Genomic DNA, 25,178 nt, shown 5'->3' with positions numbered 1-25,178 from the left:
CACGCCACAGGACTTCGGCGATGTCCGCCATGCCCATAGGGGCCCCCGGGTGGCCGGAATTTGCTTTTTGTACGGCGTCCATGCTGAGTGCGCGGATGGCGTTGGCAAGCTCTTTACGAGAGGACATAACGAAACTCCAGTGCGATTACAGTTGAGCGGCCAACATGTCTTCCAGCTTCTGCTGGTCGACGGCGAACAGGCGGATACCTTCGGCGAGTTTTTCCACCGCCATGGCGTCCTGATTGTGCAACCAGCGGAATTCCGCTTCGGCCAGCGGAGCGGGTTGGTGGAAGCCCTCGGTAGACGGGCTCAGCTTGCGTTCGATCGGCTGGTCGCTGTTTTTCAGCTGTTCCAGCAGGTTCGGCGCGATAGTCAGGCGATCGCAGCCGGCCAATGCCAAAATCTGCTCAACCTTACGGAAGCTGGCACCCATGATCACCGTCTGGTAACGATGACGCTTGTAGTATTCATAGATGGTGCGCACCGACTTCACGCCCGGATCCTGATCGGCATTGTAGTCGGCGGCAGGCTGTTTGGCCTGGTACCAGTCATAGATGCGGCCGACGAACGGCGAGATCAGATACACGCCGGCTTCGGCGCAGGCGCGGGCCTGGGCGAAGGAGAACAGCAGCGTCAGGTTGGTGTTGATGCCTTCTTTTTCCAGCTCTTCGGCGGCTTTGATGCCTTCCCAGGTTGAAGCCAGCTTGATCAGGATGCGCGATTTGTCGATGCCCTGTTCTTGATACATGCCAATAAGTTTGCGCGCTTTGGCGACGCACATGCCGCGATCGAACGACAGGCGGGCGTCCACTTCGGTGGAGATGCGGCCCGGCACGCTTTTGAGGATCTCGACGCCGATGTTGACCGCCAGTTTATCGCTGGCGTTGATCAGCTGGGTTTCCTTGCTGCCGCCCTGGCGGCGGGCATACTCCAGCGCTTCGGTGATCAGCGCTTTGTACTGCGGCAGCGCGGCGGCTTTCAGGATCAGCGAAGGGTTGGTGGTGGCGTCCTGGGGTTCGAACTGGCGGATGGATTCGATATCGCCGCTGTCGGCGACCACCGTGGTCAGCTGCTTGAGTGCGTCTAATTGATTCATTGATAAGCTCCTTGACCAAGCTCAACGTAGGGAAATGAGAACCTTTTTCATCATAGGGGGAACACACTGCATCATCGGGTCGAGAATGAAAATGCGCTTTTTCTGATTGTTGCGATGGATAATAACAATGAATGCCGAGTAAACCCAGGCGGAGCGCGGCTTATGCACGACCGCCATCATGGCTGCAGGCGATTTAACGCCGTCCGACCGCGTTTTCGTAATAGCCGATTCGCTCGACTTTCGGCGCCGAACCTCCCCCTTCAAACTCCGACTCCAGCCAGGCATCGACGATGGTTTTCGCCAGCTCGGCACCGATGACCCGCGCGCCCAGCGTGATGATCTGAGCATCATTGCTTTTGCGCGCCCGTTGGGCGGAGTAGGTATCGTGACATTGCGCCGCGCGAATGCCGGGCACTTTATTGGCCACGATGCTCATACCGATGCCGGTGCCGCACAGCAGGATGCCCCGCCGATGTTTTTCCTCCCGTATCGCCTGTGCGACGCGATAGGCGATATCGGGATAGATCCCCGTTTCTGCGGTGCGATCCGTCGTGTAGTCAATGACGGGAATGTCCCGTTGTTGCAGGTGGGCGACGATCAGATCCTTCAGTTCAATGGCGGCATCGTCGGCGCCGATGGCGATAGGCAGCATAGCGGTCTCCTGATTGGTAACGAAAAGGGCGGCGATCCTCGATGGCGCCACGTTCATTACCGTATCTCTGTTTAATCAAATGTTCAATCTTTGTTCTTTTGTTTTTTTGTCGTGTTTTCTGTTTGCGCCTGTAAAAGGTGACTTTCGTCACTAAAAAAGAGGTTTTAATCGTTATTCATCCTCATGTAGACGGGTTTTTGAGCGATATCACACTTTGATAAGTTCACTGTGGGCAAATTGAACGCGTGGCGTTAGTGTTCATTTGTTCTTTGTGTGTGTTAATGATCAAAATAAGTTCCCCTACCAGAGGAGAGTGCTATGTGTCAGACCTGCATGACAGAGGCGAAAATGGCGGCCGGTATCCCCGAGATCATGAAGGCGGTTGTGGCGTACGCCCCGAAAGATTACCGCCTGGAACAGGTGCCGGTACCGAAGATTGGCCCGAAAGAGATCCTGGTGAAGATCGAGGCCTGCGGCATCTGCGCCGGCGATGTTAAAGCGTTCGAAGGGGCGCCCAGCTTCTGGGGCGATGAAAAACAACCGGCATACATCAAGGCGCCGATGATCCCCGGGCATGAATTTATCGGCCACGTGGTGGGATACGGCGAAGGCGTCGAGGGCTTCAATCTCGGCGATCGCGTGATATCAGAACAAATCGTTCCCTGCTGGCAATGCCGCTTCTGCAACCGCGGTCAGTATTGGATGTGCGAAAAGCATGACCTGTACGGTTTCCAGAAAAACGTCAATGGCGGCATGGCCGAGTACATGAAGTTCACCAAAGAGGCGATTAACTATCACGTGCCGGCCGACTTGCCGATCGAAAAAGCCATTCTGATCGAACCCTATGCTTGCTCCTTCCATGCGGTGCAACGCGCCAATATCAAACTGGGCGATGTCGTGGTGCTGGCCGGCGCCGGCACCCTGGGGCTGGGCATGATCGGGGCGATCAAAAAGTCCGGGCCCTCGAAGCTGGTGGTGCTGGATCTGTCCGACGAGCGTCTGGCGCTGGCGAAGCGCTTCGGCGCGGATGTGACGCTGAACCCGACCCGTGACGACGTGCCCGCGGCGGTTAAAGCGATGACCGACGGCTACGGCTGCGACATCTACATCGAGGCGACCGGCGCCCAAAAGTCCGTGGAACAGGGCCTGACGCTGATCCGCAAACTCGGCACCTTCGTCGAATTTTCCGTGTTCAAGGATCCGGTGACCGTCGACTGGAGCATCATCAGCGACCGCAAGGAGCTGGACGTGCTCGGTTCGCACCTCGGCCCTTACTGCTACCCGCTGGTGATCGAAGGCATCGCCAATGGCGATCTGCCGACCGAAGGCGTGGTGACGCATACGCTGCCGCTGGAACAGTTCGCCGAGGGCTTCGAGCTGATGAAGCGCGGCATCGGTTCAATCAAAGTGGTGCTTAATCCAAACCTCTGAAACCTGCATCGTTCTTCGGGTGCGGGCGAGCCTGCGCCTCCATAATCACATGTGCTGGGGTGTTCTATGTTGCATGGACTGATTCATCGCATTGGTCTGTCACCGAAACTGCTGCTGGGCTATGCCGGCGTGTTGGTGTTCATGATGGGCGAAGGGCTGGAACAAGGATGGCTGTCGCCTTATTTGATTGGCAAAGGGCTGAGCATTCAGGAATCGGCGCTGCTGTTCAGCGTTTATGGCTTTGCGGCCGCGATCGCCGCCTGGTTTTCCGGTGTGCTGGCGGAAATCTTTACCGCCCGTCGGGTGATGTTGGCCGGCCTGCTGCTGTTCTTGTTCGGTTCGGTGTGCTTTTTGACGTTCGGCCTGCCGAGCAACAACCTGGCGATCATGGTGCCGACCTATGCGCTGCGCGGCTTGGGCTATCCGCTATTTGCCTACGGTTTTCTGGTGTGGGTGGCGTATGAGGCGCCGCCGGAAAGGCTGGGGTCGGCGGTGGGGATTTTCTGGTTCGTCTACAGCGGCGGGCTCAGCGTGCTGGGCGTGCTGTATTCCAGCATCATGCTGCCTTATCTCGGCGAGATCCACACGCTGTGGAGCGCGCTGATTTTCGTCGTGCTGGGCGCGGTGATTGCGCTGATGCTCAATCGCGACGACGGCACGGTACAGAGCGGCAACCGGGAAAAAGCGTCGCTGGGTTACGTCTTGAAAGGCATCACCATCGCGTTTGAAAACCCGAAGATCGGCCTGGGCGGCATCGTGCGCACCATTAATACCTCTGCGGCTTACGGCTTCGTCGTATTCATGCCCATGTACATGATGGATATGGGGTTCACCCGCACGCATTGGCTGCAGATGTACGCCGCGCTGTGGACGGTCAACATCATTTTCAACCTGATTTTCGGTGTGATCAGCGACGGTCTCGGCTGGCGCAATGTGGTGATGTGGTTCGGCTGCGTCGGCTGCGCCTTGACCACGCTGATGTTCTACTACGTGCCGCAATTCTTTGGCGCCAACTACCTGCTGACCGTTTGTGCCGCCGGTTTGTTCGGCGCCTGCCTGGCGGCGTTCGTGCCGCTGTCGGCCATCATGCCGTCGCTGGCGCCGGACAATAAGGGCGCGGCGATGTCGATTCTCAATCTGGGCGCCGGCCTGAGCACCTTTGTCGGCCCGGCGGTGGTGGGGCTGTTTATCGGCAGTCTCGGCACCGTTGGCGTGATCTGGATCTTTACCGGCTTGTACCTGTTCAGCGGCGTGCTGATGAAATTTGTCACGCTGCCGAAGGAAAGCGCGACGGCGTCGGAAGAACGCGGCGCGAGTTTGGCGAAAATATCCTGACCGAGGGTGAAGTTCACAGTTTTAAGGGGAAATATATGATTAATCATCAAACTACGGCGCCGCGCGAGCTCTCGCTGCAGGGCAAGGTGGCGCTGATTACCGGCGGCGCTGCGGGGATCGGCCTCGCTATCGCCGAACGCTATCTGCAAAACGGCGCGTGCGTGGCGCTGCTCGATCGGGCGCCACAGGTTGCGGAAGTGGCGCGACAGCTGGACGCCGAGGCGGCGTTGGGCGTCGTGGCCGACGTCACCGATGCCGCGTCGGTGGAGCGGGCGGTGGCGCAGATTGAGGCGCATTTCGGGCGGCTGGACGTGCTGGTCAACAGCGCCGGCATCGTCGCGCTGCATCCTGCTGAGGAACTGCCGGAAACGGCGTGGGATGCAACCCTGGCGGTCAATCTGAAAGGCGTGTTTCTTACCTGCCAGGCGGTAGGGCGCCGTTTCATTAGTCAGCGCGGCGGCAGCATCATCAATCTCGCCTCGCAGGCGGGGGTGGTGGCATTGCCGAATCACCTGGCCTATTGCGCCAGCAAAGCGGGCGTGATCGGGTTGACTCAGGTGCTGGCGCTGGAGTGGGGGCCGCACAACGTGCGGGTCAACGCCATTTCACCCACCGTCGTTTTGACGGAGCTGGGCCGTAAGGCCTGGTCTGGCGAGGTGGCTGAGCAGATGAAGCAGAAAATCCCGCTGCGGCGCTTTGCTGAGCCGCAAGATATCGCCGCCAGCGCCCTGTTTTTGGCCGGCGACGCGGCGGCGATGATCACCGGCGCCAACCTGGTGGTCGACGGCGGTTACACCATTCAATAATTTCTTATTCAGGCGACAGAGAGGCCGCGATGAACAGAATCATTAACGATCCCGATCACGTAGTGGAAGACGCCATTCAGGGCTATAGGCTGGCCCACCCAGACTATTACGCCGCCACCGACAATGCGCGGGTGTTGAAATATCCGCCGGCGCCGATCGCCGGCAAAGTCGGCATCGTCACCGGCGGCGGTTCCGGCCATGAGCCGGCGTTCCTGGGCTATGTCGGCAAAAACATGCTGGATGCCGTCGCGATTGGCGAGATTTTTTCATCCCCTACGGCGGGGGCTTTTCTCGACGCTTTCAAGGCGGCGGACAGCGGTGCGGGCGTCGCTTGCCTGTACGGCAACTACGCCGGCGACAACATGAACGTCAAGATGGCGATCAAGAAGGCCACGGCGGCCGGCATACGGGTGAAAACCGTGGTGGCCAACGATGACGTCGCCTCGGCGCCGGCCAGTGAGATCGATAAACGGCGCGGCGTGGCCGGCGAAATTCTGATGTGGAAGGTCGGCGCGGCGGCGGCGGCCAAGGGATACGATCTGGACGGCGTGATCGGCGCGGCGCAAAAAGCCATCGACCGGTGTCGTTCGATCGGCGTCGGCCTCAGTTCCTGCACCATTCCCGCGGTCGGCAAACCCAATTTTCATATCGAAGACGGCAAGATGGAGATCGGCATTGGCCATCACGGCGAACCGGGCATTGAGGTGTCGCCGATCCAGTCGGCGTCGGCGATGGCCGGCACCATGCTCGATTTCGTGCTCAACGACATGCCGCTGGAACAGGGGCAGGAGGTGGCGTTGCTGATCTCCGGGCTTGGCGCCACGCCGGTGATGGAGCTGTATATCTATTATGCCGAAATAGAGCGCCGATTGACGGCGAAAGGCGTGCGGGTGCATCGGCGCTACGTCGGCAATTACTTCACGTCGCTGGAAATGATGGGCGTGACGCTGACGCTGATGACGCTGGATGACGAACTGAAAACGCTGCTGGACATGCCGGCGCAATCTTTAGGCTTAACCCAGGTGGAGTGAATCATGACGGAACAAATTTCAACCCGGTACGGCAGTGAGATCGTTACGGGGCTGATAGACACCATTGTCAGCAACCGCGAATACCTGAGCGAAATAGACGGCGCCATCGGCGACGGTGACCACGGCATTAACATGTCGAAGGGATTCGCGATGTGCGGCGATGCCATTCGCGGCCGCACGCTCACGCTGGCGCAGGCGTTCGATGCGGTTTCCGATGCGCTGATGGAGGGCATCGGCGGTTCGATGGGGCCGTTGTACGGCAGCCTGTTCATGGGCATGGCGGAGAGCGTGCGCGAGCGCAGCGTGCTGGATAAGCAGGCATTTTTGGCGATGTTGCACGGCGGATTGCGCGAACTGCAGGACATCAGCAGCGCGGGCGTGGGGGACAAGTGTCTGATGGATACGCTGATACCGGCGGTAGCGGCGTTTGAGCAGGCGGCGGGGCGCGGTGACGACTTCGCCGCTGCGCTGGAACAGATGAGGAGCGCCGCGGCGCGCGGGCGCGATTCCACGCGCGAGCTGGTGGCGAAAATCGGCCGCGCCAGCCGTCTGGGCGAGCGTTCGCGCGGCGTATTGGATGCCGGCGCGGTATCTTGCTGTCTGCTCTTGACCCGATTGGCGGACGAGGTGGAGCAACGACTGAATACCGTTGCCGCCTGATCGCGTTATACTAGCGGGCATTCAGCATTGTCGGAGGGGCGTGTATCGTCCCTCCGCCATGATTAACCGGCCTGCCGTGGGGAAACGTCTAACGGATGGAAAAACAAACTGTGTCCCAGGATAACGAACTGCTGACCGAAATCGCCGTTGCTTATTATCAGGATGAGATCACGCAGGAAGAGATCGCCAAAAAATTCGGCATTTCACGGATCAAAGTCGGTCGTTTGCTCAAGCGCGCCAAGGAAGAAGGCATCGTCGAGATCAACGTGCGTTATCACCCGGTATTCAGCACCCGGCTGGAACAGCAGATGATGGAACGTTTTCCCATCAGCCGCGCGCTGATCGCGCTCGACCATCAGGACGAAGAGGAACAGCGTCGGCAAGTGGCGGCGCTGGTGTCCAACTATCTGGCGATGTCGCTGAAAGACGATATGGTGTTGGCGGTTGGCCAGGGACGCAACGTGGCGGCGATTGCCGATCACGTCGGCAACGTGACGGAGCGCAACTGCAAGTTCATCTGCGGCATCGGCGGTACTCACCGTCCGGGCGATGCGATCAATGCCGACCATATCAGCCGGCGCTTGGCGAAGAAGTTCGGCGGCAGCAGCGAGACGCTTTACGCGCCGGCCTACGTTGAAAATCGCGCGCTGAAAGACGCCTTCATGCAGAACGGCACGATTAAGGAAACCCTGGATCGCGCGCGTAAGGCCGATGTGGCGTTAGTCGGCATTGGCGACATGAATGAAAACAGCTATATGGTGAAATTGGGATGGTTCACGCCGCACGAGATTATCGACGCCAGCCTTAATCAGGGCGTGATCGGCGACATCGCCGGCTATGACTTTTTCAATGCCCAGGGGCAGCATGTCGACACGGTAATGAATGACAGAGTGATCGGGCTAAGCATCGATGAGCTGCGCAAAATCCCTTGCGTGATCGCCATTGCTTCCGAGAATACCAAGGCGTTGGCGATTTTGGGCGCTTTGCGTACCGGTGCCATCGACATTATCGCCACCAGCGCGCTCAATGTGCGCACTATCCTCAACATGTCGCAATAGCGGCACCTGCAAAAATAAAGGGTTCAGCGCCAGGCTGAACCCTCAACGATCTCCTCATTTGACCGATTATTTGCTCAGGTTGACGTCGATCGCCTGATAGAAGGCGTTGGCGGTGTCGGCTATGTCCCACACGGCAAGGATCACGTGCGAACCGCTGCGATCTGCCGGTATGTTGCACTGGTGGGTGACCTGCGCGGCAGGGATGGCACCGCCGTCGTTGAACTGGCAGAACGGCGTCAGGTCAAAGGAAGCGCGGGTCAGCGGCTGCGAAGCGTCCCAGTTCGGCTTGGTGATGAAATAGCGCCAGCTGGTGGTGCTGTGACGCGCGGTCAGCTTCCAGGTAAAGGAGTTCGGGCCGGTTTTCAGGTTGAGCTTGTTCCAGCGCGTCGGCGTTTGCTGATCCAGTTCGAAGAAGGTGGACTTGTCGGCGCTGGCGATGTGGCCGTCAGCCGGACCGGCCTGCGGGAAGCCTTTCAGGCCTTCGACGCTCTGCGGTTCGTACTGCACGCTGCCGCACTGCGTGTTGAGCTGCAGTTTGCACTGGTAGGCGCGGCTGGCTGGCGACTCGACATAACCGTGAGCATTCGCCTGTTGCGAAACGCCGAACATGGCCGCGCTCAGCAGGCCCAGAGAGAGCAGGGTACGGGAAGTTTTGTTCATAAGTCACTCCTGACTGAAATAATGTTGTAAGTTGAGCGTATTTCACCGACAAAATGAGAGAGTAATAACGCAATTGGAAATAACCCTTCTTGTCGGCTTGTTTTATTTTTATCATTCTGGTCATGCGATAGAGCGGAATGTTTTAACGGCTATTAACGAAAATTATTATGATGACGATCTTTGATCGTTAGGCTGAATTTATTTAACTGTCGCTGTGTAAAAGTAGGGCGCTATGATGAATTTTATATCAGGTCGTGATGAATAGTATTTAAGATAGCGCTCTCATTTATGAAGTATATTGCTTGTTGCTATGAGTACCCTTGTTCGATTTGATCGATTTTTGTGCGCCACCACCTTGGGAATTTAGTGTCATTTTTCTTATTTTATTTTAAAGAGGAATTTGTATGACTAGATTATCCCTGGACGCGATTAAAATAATCAGCACCATCAAGAGCACCGGATCTTTCTCTATGGCGGCGGAGGCACTGCATAAAACGCCTTCGGCGATTTCTTATCGGGTTTCCAATATTGAAAGCAAACTCTGCGTGAAACTTTTTCATCGCAATGGCCCCATGATTACCCTGACGGATGAAGGGGAGTTTCTCCTGCAGGAGGGCAGCTGGATATTAAATGCGGTGCAGGATCTGGAAAGCCGGGTGCGCAACATCCCCAAGCTGGACAATAATATCCGCTTGGCGGTAGACACCTTCTTCCCGTTGGAAACCCTGACGCAGGATATCCGCGACTATATTCAGCATTGCCCGAACGCCAGTATCTCGGTGCAGCGGGAAGCGTTGAACGGTACCTGGGATGCGCTGAAGAACAACCGGGCGGATCTGATCATCGCCATCGGCCAAATTCCCGACAGTGTACAGGCCAAAACCCTGATGCTCGGCAAGCTCAACTTTGTGCTATGCGTGTCGCCTTCGCACCCGTTCGCGGCGCAGAGAAAACCGGTGTGTAAGAAACAGCGGTTGAACGACATCGTGGTGGTGATCGCCGACAGCAGCCACGAGCTGCCCAAGCGCAATCACGGCACGCTGCCCTTGCAGCGTCAGTTGGTGGTATGCGACGTGGAAAGCAACCTGGCGCTGCTCAAACGCGGCATCGGCCACGCTTTTCTGCCGCCTGCTTTGATCGAAAAGGAATTGGCTAGCGGCGAACTGGTGACGGTGCCGGTGGAAATGCAAAAGGGCGACGAAATGATTTGGCTGGCGTGGCACCCGGCCAGCAAGGGCGCCGGGTTTAACTGGTGGCATGAGCGGCTGACGCGCAAAAGCGATGTCTACAGCCTGATGGGCCGCGAAGTGGTACGGGATGGCGGCTATCCGTGGTGCCACAACTGATGGAATAGAGACGAAGGGACGCGAAAATCAAACGGTTAACTCAATGAAAACCCCGCAGCATTCGGCTACGGGGTTTTTTTACGGCTTACGCCACGCGGCCCACCTTCAGCCAGGCGCTGTCTGAGCCGGGCGCCGAGGTGATGTAACCCCACTTGGTCTGCCAGACGTAACCCTGATAGGACACCAGTGCCCCCTGCGCGTAAGTGGTGCCCGGCACGTAGGCCGGCGCGGTCATGATCGGCAGGTTACCGGGGCCGACGCCGGTGTAGCGCAGCCCGGTGCCCATATCTAGCTGGCTGTCGTCGTAGTCCGCGGCGTTGAAATAGCGATCCAGTGCGGCCAGCAGATCGCCGTTGCGGTTGTCTTGCCCCAGATGCCAGAACATCACGCCGCCCAGCTGCTGCTGCTTGATGTATTTCGCTTTGTATTTGAAGCTCTCGGCATCGTCATAGGTGACGAACAGCCCTTTCTGCGCATGATACAGGTAAGGGGTTTTGGTCTTGTCGTTCCACAGCCGCTGATAGCCGTAGTTGCCCAGCAGCATCTGCTCCAGCTGGCGATAGGAAGCGATACGCGGATCCTTGTCGCGTACGCACTCTTCGCAACCCACCAGCCAGTAATCGGTATTCGGATACGGATCTTCACCCGGCGTGCTGTGGCTGCTGTACTGGCCGCCGTTGCTGCCGCTGACGCCCTTGAAGGCGCGGCCGTAGAAGGGGACGCCCATCACGATTTTGGCGCTCGGCACGCCTTCCATCATCAGGTGTTGCTGCACCGCAGCGTCGACCGTCAGGCTGAACGGGCTGGGGAAGGCGCGGGTCAGCTCTTCCCAGCTCCAGCCCAGATTGGCTTCGCGCAGCGCGTTGTAGAAGGTCGGCCCGGCCGCGTCGCCGAACAGCGCCGCCTGGTGGTTGGTTACCTTCTCCCAAGGGCCGGCCAGATCGTAGGTCATCAGGTTAATGTAATCGAGCGGCGCGACGATCTGCGCCAGCTTGCTGTAATAGCGCGACAGGAAGAAAGCGCCGCCGGCGCCGGCGATGGTCAATTGATACGGCAGCGCCTGGCGGCCGTCGGTGACGGTTTGCTGGTTCAGCAGGGTGCGGATCTCCTGCAGCGCGGCGATGAAACCGTCTACTTCCGCCGCCTGCGGATACTCCCAGTCGATGTCCACGCCGTCGAAGCCGTAATCCTTCATGATGCGCACGCAGGATTGGGCAAACTTGGTGCGCGACGCCGGGGTCTTCACCGCGTTGACGTAGTTGGCGTGCGATACGCCCAAATCGTTGGAGTAGTACCAGCCGCCGATGGAGAACATGATGCGCAGGCTGGGGTTGTGCGCTTTGAGCGCGGTCAGACGATTGACCACATCGCGCGCCTTGGCGTCGTTGGTGGCCGGATCCCAGGCGCATTCCAGATTGCTGTTGATATCCAGGAACGAGAAGTTGATGTGCGTCAGCTGTTTGGCTTTGGCCGGCGTGATGTTGGAAACCGGGAACGGCACGACAGACGTATCGGTCTCGGTGTAATTATTGATTTGGTTGGTCGGAATAAAATAATACCCAATAACCGCTTTACGTGTGGACATGGCATTTCTCCAGAGTGGATGTTTTTCGATGGGGAAATATTTCCCGTTGCCATTAATGTTTATTTTTCGCGGAAATAACAGTCGAAATAAATCACAATGACAATGAATTTTTATTCACTGCTGCACAAATTGGCGCTGATGAGTTGTGCCAGCGCTCAGCATGAATGAATTCGACCATAGGGGCTGTATTTATTCATTTGCTTTGTAATAGCATCCTTAATTAGATTCTGAATATCCGATGTCCCACCGGCCGTGATTGGCATTTAATTAAAAATAAAAAAGGAGATGAGCTATGTCCAGCATAGAGCCTGACGCTGTTGGCTTAATAGTCCAGCGAGTATGTGAATATCTTCAGCCGGTATTGAACGCCATTCTGGCCGGCGTGATGGCGCTATTGCACGGTGCCTATCGCAACGTGGGTATTCGGCGCCGTTTATTGAATGCGGCGATGTGCGCGTTATTGGCCTGGACGGTGCGCGATGCGCTGGCGTTGATGGGCCTGGAATTAAAGTGGGCGAATTTGGCCAGCGTACTGATTGGTTTTATGGGGGCGGATTACATCAACGCCTTAATTAAAAAATTCATCGGCAAAAAGACGGGGTTTAAAAATGTTAAATGACATCGAAGAGATTCGCTTTACTGCCCGCAGCGAAGAAAACCTGCGCGGCGTGCACCCGGATCTGGTGCGCGTTATTCGTCTGGCGCTGCGTTATTCCCTGGTGCCGTTTTCCGTCAGCGAGGGGCTGCGCAGTATGGCGCGCCAGCGGGAAATGGTGCGCGCCGGCAGCAGCCAAACGCTGCGCAGCCGCCATCTGACCGGTCACGCGGTGGATGTGGTGGCGATGCCGGCGGGTGTGGTCTCCTGGGAGTGGGATTACTACGCGCAGATTGCGGTGGCGGTGCGGCGCGCGGCGCGTGAATGCGGCATCATCGTCGAATGGGGCGGCGAATGGAAAACCCTCAAGGATGGTCCGCACTTCCAGCTGACGTTCCGGGACTACCCGGCATGAGCGGTTGGCTGCAAAAACTGATGCAGGGCGGGTTGCTGCTGCTGTTGCTGGCGGCTATCTGCCTCGGCGGCTACAGCTCGCTGCTGTCGCACCAGTTGGCGTCTGTGCGCCAGCAGGCGGAGGAACTGCAAAAAAGCCTGGCGCAGCAGGCGGGGCTGATCGCCACCCTGCAGACTCAGGATGCGCAAAACCGTGCGCTGATGGCGGCGCAGCAGCGGCAGGAACAGCAGCTACGCCAACAACACGAGGCTTATCAGAGGAAATACCGTGAAGCGATTAAAAACGATCCCTGCGCCGCTCAGCCTCTGCCTGGCGCTGTGTTTGAGCTCCTGCGCCCGGCCGCCGGCGCCGCAGGCCGTGCCGCTGTTGCCCCCTGAATCGGTATTCGCTCCCTGTGAGCAGCCGCAGTTGCAGGGGAAGACCTGGGGCGATGCGGTAAGCTATGCCCTGGCGTTACAAACCTCGTTACACATTTGCGCCGGCCAGGTGGATACGCTCAACGCCTGGCGCGCCATGCTGCCGCCGCGCTGACGGCGGCGTTTCTTTGCTCGTCCCGCAGACCTTCTTTTTTTTACTTTTAAAACGGAATTTCGACCAAGGTTATGGCGCGCTTCAAAGTTTGTGATGTTTCTCTCACTATACTTCAAGGCTGTGCCCTGTCATTGTACTTGGGCGCCATGGCCCACGGCAGGGCGCAGCCTCAAAGCCTTACCTCAACATAAAAGCAAAAAACAAAGGAATCCATAATGGACGAACAGCTCAAACAGAGTGCCCTTGATTTCCATCAGTTTCCTGTCCCAGGGAAGATCCAGGTTTCCCCTACCAAACCGTTGGCGACCCAGCGCGATCTGGCGCTGGCCTATTCGCCGGGCGTCGCCGCGCCTTGCCTCGAGATCGCCGAAGATCCGCTGGCGGCCTACAAATACACCGCGCGCGGCAACCTGGTGGCGGTGATTTCCAACGGCACGGCGGTACTGGGTCTGGGCAATATCGGCGCGTTGGCCGGTAAGCCGGTGATGGAGGGCAAGGGCGTTTTGTTCAAGAAGTTTTCCGGTATCGACGTATTTGATATCGAAGTGGATGAGCATAACCCTGACAAATTAATCGACATTATTGCCGCGCTGGAACCGACCTTCGGCGGTATCAACCTGGAAGACATCAAGGCGCCGGAGTGTTTCTACATCGAACAGAAACTGCGTGAGCGCATGAAGATCCCGGTGTTCCACGACGACCAGCACGGCACGGCGATCATCACCACTGCGGCGGTGCTCAACGGCCTGCGCGTGGTGAAGAAGAACATCTCCGACGTACGGCTGGTGGTGTCCGGCGCCGGTGCGGCCTCTATCGCCTGTCTGAACCTGCTGGTGGCGCTGGGGCTGCGTCAACAGAACATCACCGTCTGCGATTCCAAAGGCGTCATCTATAAAGGCCGCGACGCCAACATGGAGCAGACCAAAGCCGCCTATGCCATCGAGGATAACGGCCAGCGCACGCTGGGCGACGCCATCCCGAACGCCGACATCTTCCTCGGCTGCTCCGGCCCGGGCGTCCTGACGCAGGATATGGTGAAAACCATGGCGCGCGATCCGCTGATCATGGCGCTGGCCAACCCGGAACCGGAAATTCTGCCGCCGCTGGCCAAAGCGGTGCGCCCGGACGCCATCATCTGTACCGGCCGTTCCGACTACCCGAACCAGGTGAACAACGTCCTGTGCTTCCCGTTCATTTTCCGCGGCGCGCTGGACGTGGGCGCCACCACTATCAACGAAGAGATGAAACTGGCCTGCGTGCATGCCATCGCCGATCTGGCGCTGGCGGAGCAGAGCGACGTGGTGGCTTCCGCCTATGATGACCAGGATCTCTCCTTCGGCCCGGAATACATCATTCCGAAACCGTTCGATCCGCGCCTGATCGTCAAGATCGCGCCGGCGGTGGCCAAGGCGGCGATGGATTCCGGCGTGGCGACGCGCCCGATCGAAGACTTCGACGCCTACGTCGAGAAGCTGGCGGAGTTCGTCTACAAAACCAACCTGTTCATGAAGCCGATCTTCTCGCAGGCGCGCAAAGAGGTGAAGCGGGTGGTGCTGGCGGAAGGCGAGGAAGAGCGCGTGCTGCACGCCACGCAAGAGCTGGTGTCGCAGGGGCTGGCTTTCCCGATCCTGGTCGGCCGCCCGAGCGTGATCGAGATGCGCCTGAAAAAGCTGGGTCTGCAGCTGACGCCGGGTAAAGATTTCGAAGTGGTGAACAACGAGTCGGACCCGCGCTTCAACGAATACTGGGGAGAGTACTACCAGATCATGAAACGCCGCGGCGTTTCGCAGGAACAGGCGCGCCGCGCGGTGATCGGCAACCCGACGCTGATCGCCGCCATCATGCTGCACCGCGGCGAAGCGGATGCGATGATCTGCGGCACCATCGGCAGCTACCACGAGCATTACGACGTGGTGAAGAACGTGTTCGGCTTCCGTGAAGGCGCGCACGTCGCCGGCGCGATGAACGCGCTGCTGCTGCCGAGCGGCAACACTTTCATCGCCGACACCTACGTCAACGACGATCCAACGCCGGAACAGCTGGCGGAGATCACCCTGATGGCGGCGGAAACCGTGCGCCGCTTCGGCATCGAACCTAAGGTGGCGCTGCTGTCTCACTCCAGCTTCGGTTCGTCTGATTGCCCGGCGGCGCGCAAGATGCGTAAAACGTTGGAGCTGGTGAATGAGCTGGCGCCGGAGCTGGAGATCGACGGCGAAATGCACGGCGACGCCGCGCTGGTGGAAAGCATCCGTCACGATTTGATGCCGGACAGCCCGCTGAAAGGCTCAGCCAACCTGCTGATCATGCCGAACATGGAAGCGGCGCGCATCAGCTACAACCTGCTGCGCGTCTCCTGCTCGGAAGGGGTGACCGTCGGACCGGTGCTGATGGGGGTCGCCAAGCCGGTGCACATCCTGACGCCGATCGCCTCGGTGCGCCGCATCGTCAACATGGTGGCGCTGGCGGTAGTGGAAGCCCAGACCGAACCACTGTAAGCCCGGGTTGAGTGACTGGCCCCCTGCGCTGTTGGCGCCGGGGGCTTTTTTATTTCCAGTGGACGTGGTACAAATAATCGTCAAATATGTACATGTACAGGTAAAGAAAATGACTACGATTAGCTACACGGCGGCGAGAAACAATTTGGCCGAGGTGCTTTTGGAAGCGCAAAAACAGCCGGTGGAAGTGACGCGCCGCGGACACGATGAGGTTTACATCATCAGTAAGGCCGACTATGAGGTTTTGGTCAAAGCCAAAGTGAAAGCGCGCATTCAGGCTAAACACGCGGATACGATTAAGGCGCTGGCGAATAGATGATCTTTTTGACCGCAGAGGATATTGCGGAGTTCAATGCTGAAATTGTGCCTCACGGCCGCCAGGAAGGCAGCAAAGTTGAGGCTGTAGCCAACCGCGTGCTCAATGCTTACCACTACGAGAACGTCACAGACGTTTACCGCTTGGCCGCGCTCTATCTCATCGCCATCAGCCACGGTCACATTTTTCTTGATGGCAACAAACGTACGGCCTTCCAAAGCATGGCGCTATTTCTCGGTATTAATGGCATTGCACTGCGGGAAGACGCAGAACTGGTCGAAATTACGGTTGAAGCAGCTCAAGGCCGCCTCAACGTTGAACAAGCCGCTGAACACTTACGCCGGCTAACCGAATAACCCCCCTGCTCATTTCTTGCAGCGCGCGGCGATGGCGCGAATATCCTGCGGGGTGGTGCGGCAACAGCCGCCGATCAATTGTGCGCCGAGCGCGCGCCACTCCGCCGCCTGATCGACCAGGCTGCCGTGCTCGCCGCCGCAGGCGTGCCAGGTTTTGCTCACCGCATCGTAGTGCTCGCCGGAGTTCGGATAAACCAGCAGCGGTTTGTCGGCCAGCGCGCCCAGTTGGCGCAGCGCCGGGGCGACCTTGTCCAGCGCGATGCAGTTGATGCCGATCGCCAGTACCTGCGGATTGCCGCGCAGCGCGGACAGGACCTCCGTCAGCGGCGTGCCGTCGCTGAGATGTTGGCTGTCGCGAAGGGTGAAGGCGAACCAGGCGCCGAGCGTCGGGAACTCCTGCAGCAGCGTCAGCAGCGCCTGCAGTTCGGTGAACGACGGCAGCGTTTCGCAGGCCAGCAGATCGACGCCGGCGGCGGCCAGGGCTGCGAGGCGCGGCCGGTGGAAGGCAATCATGTCATCCTGCGCCAGCCGGTAGTCGCCGCGGTATTCCGAGCCGTCGGCCAGATAGGCGCCGTACGGGCCCACCGAACCGGCGATCAGCAGCGGCGCCGCCTGCGGGTGCGCGGCCAGATAATCGCGGCGCGCGCGTTGCGCCAGCTGCACGCTTTTGGCGATCAACGCCAGCGATTGATCCTGATCCAGGCCGCGGCGCAAGAAGCCCTGCGGCGTGGCCTGATAGCTGGCGGTGATGGCGCACTGGGCGCCGGCGTTGAAATAATCGAGGTGTATCTGATAGATAAGCTCGGGATTTTCAATCAGCACCTTGGCCGACCACAGCGGATCGGTCAGATCGCAGCCGCGCGCTTCCAGCTCGGTGGCCAGCGCGCCGTCCAGGATCAGCGTGGGGTGTTCGGCCAGCAGGCGGGCGACAGGGTTGTTAACCGACATGTTGTTCTCCCAAAGCGTTTTTTTGCCCGGCGCGCCGGGTCAGGAAATAGGTGAGGTAGCACAGGGCGACGAACGGCAGCCCGCAGTAGAGCGCGATGCGCTGCTCCGGATCGAACGCCAGCCCGATGCAGGCCAGCAGGCACAGCGCAAAGCCGAGGATCGGCGTCAGCGGGTAGCCAGGCGCGCGGTATTTCAAGCCGCTTATCGGCTGGCCGCTGCGCAGGTAGGCGCGGCGGAAAGCATAGTGGGCCGCGCAGATGCTCAGCCACACCGCCACCACCGCAAAACCGGAGATCGCCGACAGGGCAACAAACACCGTGTCCGGCGCGATCACGCTGGTCAACAGCGCCAGCACGCCGCCGAGCATGCTGAAGGTCAGGGCGTTGATCGGAATGCCACGCGCATTGACGCGCGCAAAGTAGGCCGGCAGGGTGCGCTGGTGGGCCAGCGACCACAGCATGCGCCCCGAGGCGTACAGGCCGGAGTTGGCCGCCGACAGGATGGCGGTCAGGATCACGAAGTTGAAGATATCGGCCGCGTAAGGCACGCCGATGCGTTCAAACACCAACACGAACGGGCTTTTGACGATCCCCGCCTGATCCATCGGGATCAACGCCGCCAGCACGAAGACCGTGCCGATAAAGAACAGCATCAGGCGGATCACCGTGGTACGGATCGCCAGCGGTACGACTTTTTCCGGGTTCTCGGTTTCACCGGCGGCAATGCCGATCAGCTCCGTGCCGGAGAAAGCGAAGTTCACCGCCACCATGGTCATCAGGATCGGCAGCGTGCCGTGCGGCAGCCAGCCGGAAGCGGTCAGGTTATGCAGGAACGGCGCCGGCGTGCCGTCTTTCATCGGCAGAAGACCGAACATGGCGGCACCGCCCAGTATGATGAACGCCAGAATGGTCACCACTTTGATCAGCGAAAACCAGAATTCGCTTTCGGCGAAAAAGCGGGTGGTCACCACGTTAAGCAGGAAAATGGCCGCGCAGAAGATCAGGCACCACAGCCACACCGGCGACTGCGGGAACCAGTACTGCATGCAGAATCCGGCGGCGGTGAGGCTGGAGCCGAGCGCCACCGTCCAGGTGAGCCAATACAGCCAGGCGACGGCATAGCCGGTGGCCGGCCCCAGATAGCGCGAAGCATAGACGTGAAAGGCGCCGGTTTCCGGCATCGCCACCGACAGTTCGCCCAGGCACAGCATCACCAGATACACCACCAGCGCGCCGATCAGGTAGGCCAGCAGCGTGCCGAGCGCGCCGGTGGTGGAGATGATGTAGCCGGTGTTGAAAAACAGCCCGGTGCCGATCACGCCGCCCAGCGACAGCATCACCAGGTGCCGGGCCTTCATGCTGCGTTTGAACTGTCCTGCGGCGGGTGCCGATGGTTGCATAATAATCTATCCGTATAGACGTCTAAATATCTGAATGGCTATTGGTTATACCCGCAATGCTTTTTCAACGCAATGCGCAGCCGGCGATCGCCGCGTAAAAAAATCGTTAAGCCAAATCTATATGCAAATGATAATTATTATCTATAATGTCGCCATTTTCGATAATGGGGCAACATGATGAGATATCTGATTTTATTGGCGGCGTTGGCGCTCGGCGCCTGCAGCCAAACGCCGGTGAAAACGTCGGCCGGCAACATCGACAAGCTGGGTAACATTACCGATCTGCACAGCGGCGCGACCCTGACGCCGGAGCAGCTGTTGACGCGATTGGCGCAGCAGCCGCGGGTGATCCTGGGGGAAAAGCATGACAATCCTTACCACCATCAGATTGAGCAATGGCTGGTGCAGCAGCTGCCGCAAAGGCGGCCGCAGGGCAGCGTGCTGATGGAGATGATCAACCCGAACCAGCAGGCGCAGGTCGACAAGGTCAAACAGTGGCTGCAGAGCGATCCCACGGTGCGTGACGGCCGCGTAGCGGAGCTGATCGCCTGGCAGCCGGGCTGGAAGTGGGAGCTGTATGGCGGGGTGACGATGGCGGCGATGCGCGCGCCTTACCCGCTGTGGTCGGCCAACCTGGATCGCAGCGAGATTACGGCGTTCTATCAGCAGCCGCAGTTCCCGGCGGGGCAGCTATCGGCGCAGCCGGCGGTGCGCAAGGCGCTGGAAGAGACCATCCGCACTTCGCACGGCGGCCAGATTGAGGCCGATCAGCTGCACGCGATGCTGGCGATCCAGCAGCAGCGCGATCGGCGCATGGCGGAACGTCTGCTGGCGGCGCCCATGCCCGCGTTGTTGATCGCCGGTGGTTATCACGCCGCCAAATCGGTGGGCGTGCCGCTGCACGTGCGGGATCTGCAACCGGCGGCGGTGCCGACGGTGCTGATGCTGGCGGAACCGGGCGTACAGGTCGATGCGAACACCGCAGACTACCTGTGGATCACACCATCAGTGAAATGAATACGTTAAGAGAGTGAAAAGGGGTGTTAATTATAGTTGCAAATGATTATCATTAGTAAATGTGATCTGCAATCATTCGCAATTAAGCAAGCTAATGCCCCTATGTTAAGTCAGTCTTACTCCCTCCCGGCCTTTGAACTGCCGCAGCCGCGCTGGGCGCGCGGCCTGCTGCTCGCCCTGGCGGCGCACGCGGCGTTGGTGCTGCTGTTTTACTGGCCGCAGACGGCGCTGGAGCCGGTGGTACTGCCGCCGCCGGCGGTGATGATGAGCTGGGCGGCGCAGATTGAAGCGCCGGAAAGCAAGCCGCTGCCGCTGGGCGTGCAGCAGGCGGAATCCGCCGCGGCGCAGCCCGCGGAGCAGCAGCAACAGCCGGATCTGCCCAAGCTGGCGCGCGCCGATAAAGCAAAAATCGTGACGGCGCAGAAGAAGCGCGCTGAACACCGTCCCCCGCAAAAAGCGCAGCCGAAGCCGCAAGAACAGGCCAAAGAGACGCGCAATGCCGCCGCGTCCAGCGCCGCCGCGCCGCAGGCGCAGACGATCTCCCACCAGACCGCCGCCCCGATCAACAGCGACGCCAACAGCAATGCGCAGGCCAAACTGTCGTGGGAGAGCCTGGTAAAAGGCAAACTGAACCGCATCAAGGATTACCCTTTGGATGCCCGCAGCCGCCGGCGCAGCGGCATGCCGCAGGTCAGTTTCAGCGTTGACGCGCAGGGACGGGTCTCGAACGTCGTGCTGCAGGTGCGTTCCGGCACCGCGTCGCTGGATCGGGAAGCGGTGGCGGTGGTGTCGCGCGCCCAGCCGTTGCCGCCGCCGCCGCCGGAGATGCTGCAGCAGGGAGCCGTCAAAGTGACGATGCCGATCGATTTCAATCTGGCGGAGCTGAATGCCCGCCGTTAATGCCCGCAGGCGCCGCATCGTCGTCGTGCGCCTCTTCAAACTTCGTGAGGGATTATGAATCCGCTGTTATCTACCTCGCGCCGTCGCATCGCGGCCGCGCTTTGGCTTTATTTAGGCGTCGCCGGCGGTGCGTTAGCGCAACCGCAGCCGCCGTTGGCGGAACGCGCGCCGAAAGCGCTGACGGCCCACGGCGAGACGCGCACCGACGATTACTACTGGCTGCGCGACGACAGCCGAAAAGAACCGAAGGTGCTGGACTACCTGAAGGCGGAGAACCGTTATACCGAGCAGATGATGGCGCCGTACCAGAAGCTGCGCGCCACGCTGTATCAGGAGATGCTGGGCCGCATGAGCCCTGACGATCGTTCGGTGCCGTATCAGCTCAACGGCTATCGCTACCAGGAAAGCTACGCCGCCGGTAAAGATTTCGCACTGTATCATCGCCAGGCGCTCACCGCCGACGCGCCGTGGCAAACCTTGCTGGACGCCAATCAGCGCGCGGCCGGCCACGCCTATTACCGCCTGGGGGCGATGGACGTCAGCCTGGACAACCGCCGCCTGGCGGTAGCCGAAGATCTGCAGGGCCGTCGCCAATACCGCATCTCCCTGCGCGAGATAGACAGTGAGCGTTGGTCGCCGGAAACGCTGGAAAACACCTCCGGCAATATGGTGTGGGCCAACGACAACCAAACCCTGTTCTACGTGCGCAACCACCCGCAAACGCTGTTGCCGTACCAGGTCTACCGGCATCGGTACGGGACGCCGACGGCGGAAGATAAGCTAGTGTACCAGGAGAACGATCCGGCGTTCTACCTCAGCCTCGGCCGCTCGTCCTCGCGCGATTACCTGATTCTGACCATCAGCGGCAACACCACCTCCGAAGTGCGCCTGATCGACGCCAACCAGCCGCAGCGCGAGCCGCAGCTGTTCGCTGCCCGGCAGAACGGCCGCGAGTATTACCTCGATCACTACCGCGGCGAGTTCTACCTGCGTTCCAACCATCAGGATCCGAACTTCGGCCTGTACCGCACGGCGGCGGCGGGCAAACCGTGGCAGACGCTGATCGCACCGCAGGCGCAGCACGAGGTGGAAAGCTTCAGCCTGTTCCGCGACTGGCTGGTGGTGCAGGAGCGCGCCAACGGGCTGGTGCAGCTGCGGCAAATCAGCTGGGACGGCAAAACCGAGCGCGCCATCCCGTTCGACGACGCCAGCTACATGGCCTGGCTGGGCTATAACCCGGAGCCGGACAGCAATCGCTTGCGCTACGGCTATTCGGCGATGACCACGCCGACCCGCACCTATGAGTGGGATCTGAATAAGGGCGAGCGCACCCTGCTGAAGCAGCAGGAGGTGAAAGGCGTCGATCCCAGCCTGTATCACAGCGAGCGTATCTGGGTCACGGCGCGCGATGGCGTGAAGGTGCCTGTCTCGCTGGTGTACCGCACATCGCTGTTCAAAAACGGGCATAACCCGCTGCTGGTGTACGGCTATGGCGCTTACGGCATGAGCATGGATCCGGCGTTCAGCGCCAACCGCATCAGCCTGCTGGATCGCGGCTTCGTCTATGCGCTGATCCACGTGCGCGGCGGCGGCGAGCTGGGGCAGAGCTGGTACAAACAGGGTAAGCTGACGCACAAACCGAACAGTTTCAACGACTTCATCGACGCCACCCAGGCGCTGATCAAAGACGGCTACGGCCAACCGGGGCGCATCTACGCCATGGGCGGCAGCGCCGGCGGCTTGCTGATGGGGGCGGTGATCAATCAGGCGCCGCAGCTGTACAACGCGGTGGTGGCGCAGGTGCCGTTCGTCGACGTGGTGACTACCATGCTGGACGACAGCATTCCGCTGACTACCGGCGAGTACGAGGAGTGGGGCAACCCGCACCAGCCGGCCGCCTATGCGCTGATGAAATCCTACAGCCCGTACGACAACGTGCGCCGGCAGCATTACCCGAACCTGCTGGTCACCAGCGGTCTGTACGACTCGCAGGTGCAGTATTGGGAGCCGGCCAAATGGGTGGCGAAGCTGCGGCGTTTCAAGCAGGGCGATTCGCTGCTGCTGCTCTCCACCGACATGACCGCCGGCCACGGCGGCAAATCGGGCCGCCTGGCGCGGCTGGAAAACGGCGCGCTGGAGTACGCCTTTATTCTGTCGGCGGACCGGCAGGCGCAGAAATAACCTTTAGCGCCGCAGCACGCTGCGGCGCAATAAAACAATAACAACCTTTTACCGCGCTTTCGGCGGGCTTTTTGCTGGGCATTGTCGGCCATCAAACCTTATTGGCTATTTCTGGGGATATATGAAAATCAAAATGATAGCGAGCCTGATCGGCGCGGGACTGGCGCTGTACGGGCCGGCTGCGGCCGCGCAGGAACAGGCGGAAAATAATAAAGGCAGTGTGGCGTTCAGCCCGCTCAACGTCTCGGCCGCCGACAGCGGCAAGAGCAGCGAAAAAGAGGCGTTGGCTCGGCCGGGCGCGTTCAGCTCGCGCGATGAAAACAAAAATCTGGAGTCGGTGGACAGCATTCTGCGCAGCATGCCGGGCACCTATACCCAGATCGATCCCGGCCAGGGATCGGTCAGCGTCAATATTCGCGGCCTGAGCGGTTTCGGCCGGGTCAACACCATGGTCGACGGCATCACGCAAAACTACTACGGCAATTCGCCGAGCGATGCAGCGCATGGGGGATTGCCCACCAGCCAGTTCGGGGCGCTGATCGATCCTAACTTTATCGTCGGCGTCGACGTGGCGCGCGGCAACGCCACCGGATCCGCTGGGGTGAATGCCCTGGCGGGCAGCGCCAATTTCCGCACCATCGGCGTGGACGATGTGGTGTTTTCCGACAACCCGTTCGGCGTGCGCACCAAATTCTCGGTGGGCAATAACGGCATCGGCCGCAGCGGCATGATCGCCGTGGGCGCCAAAACCGCCGCCTTTGCCGACGGCGGCAGCCTGGGGGCGATGGCGGCGATCAGCGGCAGTTCCATCACCTCCAACTACAAAAACGGCGCCGGTTTCGACAGCGAGATGTTCAACGTCGATAAAACCTACCGCCAGAACCCGAAATCCCAGCTGTTCAAGGTGGACATCAAGCCGGATGCCTTCAACAGCATCGAACTGTCGGCGCGCAGCTACCAGAATAAAATCACCCGCCGGCACATCGACAGCGACGATTTCTACCTCAAATACCACTACGCGCCGTTCTCGGAACTGATCGATTTCAACTTGACCGCCAGTACCAGCCGCGGCGAGCAAAAGTTCATGTCCGACAACATGGCGGGGTTCAGCGACAGCACAGCGAAAAACATCTCCGATGCGCTGGATATCAACAACACCAGCCGTTTCAGCCTGCAGGACGTCGATTTCGCCTTCAGCTACGGCGGCAAGCTGGTGCGCAACGAGTATAAGAAAAAGGCCTCTGGCTTGGTGACGGATGACAATCAGGCGGAAAGCATGCCGGTGGGCATTGCCGGCAAACAAGATATCTCCAGCCTGTACAGCGGGTTGCAGGCCAACTACGGCATCTGGCAGGGGAATTTCGATCTGAACTACACCGCCTATCGCCTCTCCGGCTATAAGCCGGCCTGTGACGAACGTGTAGAGTGCTTCCCGCAGGGGGCCAGCAATATCACTCGCAATGAACAGGGTTTCAATCCGTCGGTCATGCTGTCGGCGCAGGTGACGCCGTGGCTGCAGCCGTTCGTCAGCTACAGCAAGTCGATGCGCGGGCCGAATATCCAGGAGGTGTTCTTCGCCAACAGCGGCGGCCAGTCGATGAACCCGTTCCTGAAGGGCGAAAAAGCGGAGACCTGGCAGGGCGGGTTCAACGCCAATGCTCACGATCTGTTGTTCAAGCAGGACAGTTTCCAGCTGAAAGCGGTCTATTTCGAAACAAGAATCAAAAACTACATTTCCAGCCAATCCTACCTGGTGTGTAAAAATCGCCAGAAGTGCAACCGTTCGCAGGCGACGCAGGAAGAGTGGGATGACGCGGACGTCAACGTCAGCATGACCATGTACAGCAACGCCCCCGAACCGGTCAAAATGCGCGGGGTGGAGCTTGAAGCGCTGTACGACGCCGGTTTCGCCTTCACCAAGCTGTCGTTAAGCAAGGAGCATACCTCCCAGCCGACCAACCAGGCCAGCAACGAATTCGGCGCGGGCGATGTCAGCGAACTGCCGGAGTTCTACTTCACGCTTGACAGCGGGGTGCGCCTGCTGGACGAGACGTTGACGCTGGGCGGGGTGGTGAAATACACCGGCAAAGCGGTGCGCCTGTCGCCTGATTCCATTCGCGATGAAAACGAACAGTTGATGAAGGAGCCGGCGCCGCATATTCCGACCATTATCGATCTGTACGGCACCTATCAGGTGAATCGTAATCTGTTGCTGAAGCTCAGCGTGCAAAACCTGATGGACAAAGACTACTCGGACGCGCTGAACAAGATGAACTCGCTGCCTTCGCAGTCGCAGGACTTCACGCCGACCAACACCGCCCGTGGGCGGACTTATATCTTCGGCGGGGAGGTGCGCTTCTAAACC

25 protein-coding genes are annotated in these 25,178 nt (G+C 59.6%); 18 read left to right on the top strand and 7 right to left on the bottom strand.

Features of this window, described 5'->3' with window-relative positions:
• From BVU99_RS08790 to rpiB, 3 genes are all read right to left on the bottom strand, one after another.
• Window positions 1-127, bottom strand: a 127-nt coding sequence (locus tag BVU99_RS08790) for a hypothetical protein (RefSeq protein ID WP_144334738.1), incomplete at its 3' end; no start/stop codon positions are given.
• An 18-nt stretch (window positions 128-145) separates the two neighbouring features.
• Complete coding sequence (gene tal / locus BVU99_RS08785; protein WP_099816953.1) at window positions 146-1,096, bottom strand: transaldolase; 951 nt, start codon at window positions 1,094-1,096, stop codon at window positions 146-148.
• A gap of 193 nt (window positions 1,097-1,289) precedes the next feature.
• Window positions 1,290-1,748: a ribose 5-phosphate isomerase B gene (gene rpiB, locus BVU99_RS08780; RefSeq protein ID WP_025303812.1), complete on the bottom strand. Its 459-nt coding sequence runs from the start codon at window positions 1,746-1,748 to the stop codon at window positions 1,290-1,292.
• Window positions 1,749-2,066: 318 nt separating this feature from the next.
• Between rpiB and BVU99_RS08775 the strand changes: the two genes are divergently transcribed.
• From BVU99_RS08775 to BVU99_RS08750, 6 genes are all read left to right on the top strand, one after another.
• The gene (locus tag BVU99_RS08775; RefSeq protein WP_025303811.1) at window positions 2,067-3,179 is read left to right on the top strand and encodes an alcohol dehydrogenase catalytic domain-containing protein; all 1,113 of its coding nucleotides are present in this window, start codon (window positions 2,067-2,069) and stop codon (window positions 3,177-3,179) included.
• A 66-nt stretch (window positions 3,180-3,245) separates the two neighbouring features.
• Window positions 3,246-4,514, top strand: a complete 1,269-nt coding sequence (locus BVU99_RS08770) for an MFS transporter (protein ID WP_099816954.1) — start codon at window positions 3,246-3,248, stop codon at window positions 4,512-4,514.
• A gap of 35 nt (window positions 4,515-4,549) precedes the next feature.
• Entirely contained in the window at window positions 4,550-5,320 is a 771-nt protein-coding gene (locus tag BVU99_RS08765; protein ID WP_025303809.1) for an SDR family oxidoreductase, read from the top strand.
• Window positions 5,321-5,349: 29 nt separating this feature from the next.
• Entirely contained in the window at window positions 5,350-6,351 is a 1,002-nt protein-coding gene (locus BVU99_RS08760) for a dihydroxyacetone kinase subunit DhaK (protein WP_015378693.1), read from the top strand.
• Between the two features lie 3 nt (window positions 6,352-6,354).
• Entirely contained in the window at window positions 6,355-7,011 is a 657-nt protein-coding gene (dhaL, locus tag BVU99_RS08755; RefSeq protein WP_025303808.1) for a dihydroxyacetone kinase subunit DhaL, read from the top strand.
• A 95-nt stretch (window positions 7,012-7,106) separates the two neighbouring features.
• Entirely contained in the window at window positions 7,107-8,069 is a 963-nt protein-coding gene (locus BVU99_RS08750; RefSeq protein WP_025303807.1) for a sugar-binding transcriptional regulator, read from the top strand.
• Window positions 8,070-8,135: 66 nt separating this feature from the next.
• On the opposite strand, the gene BVU99_RS08745 is transcribed toward BVU99_RS08750, so the two are convergent.
• The gene (locus BVU99_RS08745) at window positions 8,136-8,729 is read right to left on the bottom strand and encodes a lytic polysaccharide monooxygenase (RefSeq protein WP_004936574.1); all 594 of its coding nucleotides are present in this window, start codon (window positions 8,727-8,729) and stop codon (window positions 8,136-8,138) included.
• Window positions 8,730-9,133: 404 nt separating this feature from the next.
• Here BVU99_RS08745 and BVU99_RS08740 point away from each other — a divergent pair, with 404 nt between their 5' ends.
• Window positions 9,134-10,075: a LysR family transcriptional regulator gene (locus BVU99_RS08740; RefSeq protein ID WP_025303805.1), complete on the top strand. Its 942-nt coding sequence runs from the start codon at window positions 9,134-9,136 to the stop codon at window positions 10,073-10,075.
• Window positions 10,076-10,160: 85 nt separating this feature from the next.
• Here the strand turns inward: BVU99_RS08740 and BVU99_RS08735 are convergent, their stop codons facing one another.
• On the bottom strand, window positions 10,161-11,660 hold the full coding sequence (locus tag BVU99_RS08735; RefSeq protein WP_025303804.1) for a glycosyl hydrolase family 18 protein: 1,500 nt from the start codon (window positions 11,658-11,660) through the stop codon (window positions 10,161-10,163).
• 292 nt (window positions 11,661-11,952) lie between these two features.
• On the opposite strand from BVU99_RS08735, the gene BVU99_RS08730 reads away from it, so the two are divergent.
• The 7 genes from BVU99_RS08730 (at window position 11,953) to BVU99_RS08705 (ending at window position 16,368) form a co-directional block, all read left to right on the top strand.
• On the top strand, window positions 11,953-12,279 hold the full coding sequence (locus tag BVU99_RS08730) for a phage holin, lambda family (protein ID WP_004936551.1): 327 nt from the start codon (window positions 11,953-11,955) through the stop codon (window positions 12,277-12,279).
• Window positions 12,269-12,670, top strand: coding sequence for a M15 family metallopeptidase (locus tag BVU99_RS08725; protein WP_025303803.1), 402 nt, complete (start codon window positions 12,269-12,271; stop codon window positions 12,668-12,670). Before BVU99_RS08730 ends, BVU99_RS08725 begins: the two co-directional genes overlap by 11 nt.
• Complete coding sequence (locus BVU99_RS08720; RefSeq protein ID WP_043140376.1) at window positions 12,667-13,047, top strand: DUF2570 family protein; 381 nt, start codon at window positions 12,667-12,669, stop codon at window positions 13,045-13,047. The genes BVU99_RS08725 and BVU99_RS08720 overlap by 4 nt, the downstream gene beginning before the upstream one ends.
• Window positions 13,028-13,201, top strand: coding sequence for a hypothetical protein (locus BVU99_RS25095; protein WP_049205380.1), 174 nt, complete (start codon window positions 13,028-13,030; stop codon window positions 13,199-13,201). Before BVU99_RS08720 ends, BVU99_RS25095 begins: the two co-directional genes overlap by 20 nt.
• A 215-nt stretch (window positions 13,202-13,416) precedes the next feature.
• Complete coding sequence (maeB, locus tag BVU99_RS08715; protein WP_016926766.1) at window positions 13,417-15,696, top strand: NADP-dependent oxaloacetate-decarboxylating malate dehydrogenase; 2,280 nt, start codon at window positions 13,417-13,419, stop codon at window positions 15,694-15,696.
• A 7-nt stretch (window positions 15,697-15,703) separates the two neighbouring features.
• The gene (locus tag BVU99_RS08710; protein WP_226905689.1) at window positions 15,704-16,015 is read left to right on the top strand and encodes a type II toxin-antitoxin system Phd/YefM family antitoxin; all 312 of its coding nucleotides are present in this window, start codon (window positions 15,704-15,706) and stop codon (window positions 16,013-16,015) included.
• Window positions 16,012-16,368 carry a type II toxin-antitoxin system death-on-curing family toxin gene (locus BVU99_RS08705; RefSeq protein ID WP_025303801.1) on the top strand — a complete coding sequence of 119 codons (357 nt, stop codon included), beginning with the start codon at window positions 16,012-16,014 and terminating at the stop codon, window positions 16,366-16,368. Before BVU99_RS08710 ends, BVU99_RS08705 begins: the two co-directional genes overlap by 4 nt.
• A gap of 9 nt (window positions 16,369-16,377) precedes the next feature.
• Here BVU99_RS08705 and mmuM read toward each other — a convergent pair whose 3' ends face one another.
• Window positions 16,378-17,316, bottom strand: coding sequence for a homocysteine S-methyltransferase (mmuM, locus tag BVU99_RS08700; protein WP_099816955.1), 939 nt, complete (start codon window positions 17,314-17,316; stop codon window positions 16,378-16,380).
• Window positions 17,306-18,715 (bottom strand): S-methylmethionine permease, encoded by a 1,410-nt coding sequence (mmuP, locus tag BVU99_RS08695; protein ID WP_025303799.1) that lies wholly within the window; start codon window positions 18,713-18,715, stop codon window positions 17,306-17,308. Before mmuP ends, mmuM begins: the two co-directional genes overlap by 11 nt.
• A 177-nt stretch (window positions 18,716-18,892) precedes the next feature.
• Between mmuP and BVU99_RS08690 the strand changes: the two genes are divergently transcribed.
• The 4 genes from BVU99_RS08690 (at window position 18,893) to BVU99_RS08675 (ending at window position 25,175) form a co-directional block, all read left to right on the top strand.
• Complete coding sequence (locus tag BVU99_RS08690; protein ID WP_099816956.1) at window positions 18,893-19,732, top strand: ChaN family lipoprotein; 840 nt, start codon at window positions 18,893-18,895, stop codon at window positions 19,730-19,732.
• Between the two features lie 102 nt (window positions 19,733-19,834).
• On the top strand, window positions 19,835-20,632 hold the full coding sequence (locus tag BVU99_RS08685; protein ID WP_060433815.1) for a TonB family protein: 798 nt from the start codon (window positions 19,835-19,837) through the stop codon (window positions 20,630-20,632).
• A gap of 54 nt (window positions 20,633-20,686) precedes the next feature.
• Entirely contained in the window at window positions 20,687-22,813 is a 2,127-nt protein-coding gene (locus BVU99_RS08680; RefSeq protein WP_099816957.1) for a S9 family peptidase, read from the top strand.
• 121 nt (window positions 22,814-22,934) lie between these two features.
• On the top strand, window positions 22,935-25,175 hold the full coding sequence (locus BVU99_RS08675) for a TonB-dependent receptor (RefSeq protein ID WP_099816958.1): 2,241 nt from the start codon (window positions 22,935-22,937) through the stop codon (window positions 25,173-25,175).
• Window positions 25,176-25,178 lie beyond the last annotated feature (3 nt).

Origin of the sequence: Serratia sp. OLAL2 (genome assembly GCF_002752475.1) — a bacterium.
Taxonomy (GTDB): domain Bacteria; phylum Pseudomonadota; class Gammaproteobacteria; order Enterobacterales; family Enterobacteriaceae; genus Serratia; species Serratia bockelmannii.
Note: the sequence above shows the minus strand (reverse complement) of the source record. Positions and strands in the feature narration are given on the sequence as shown.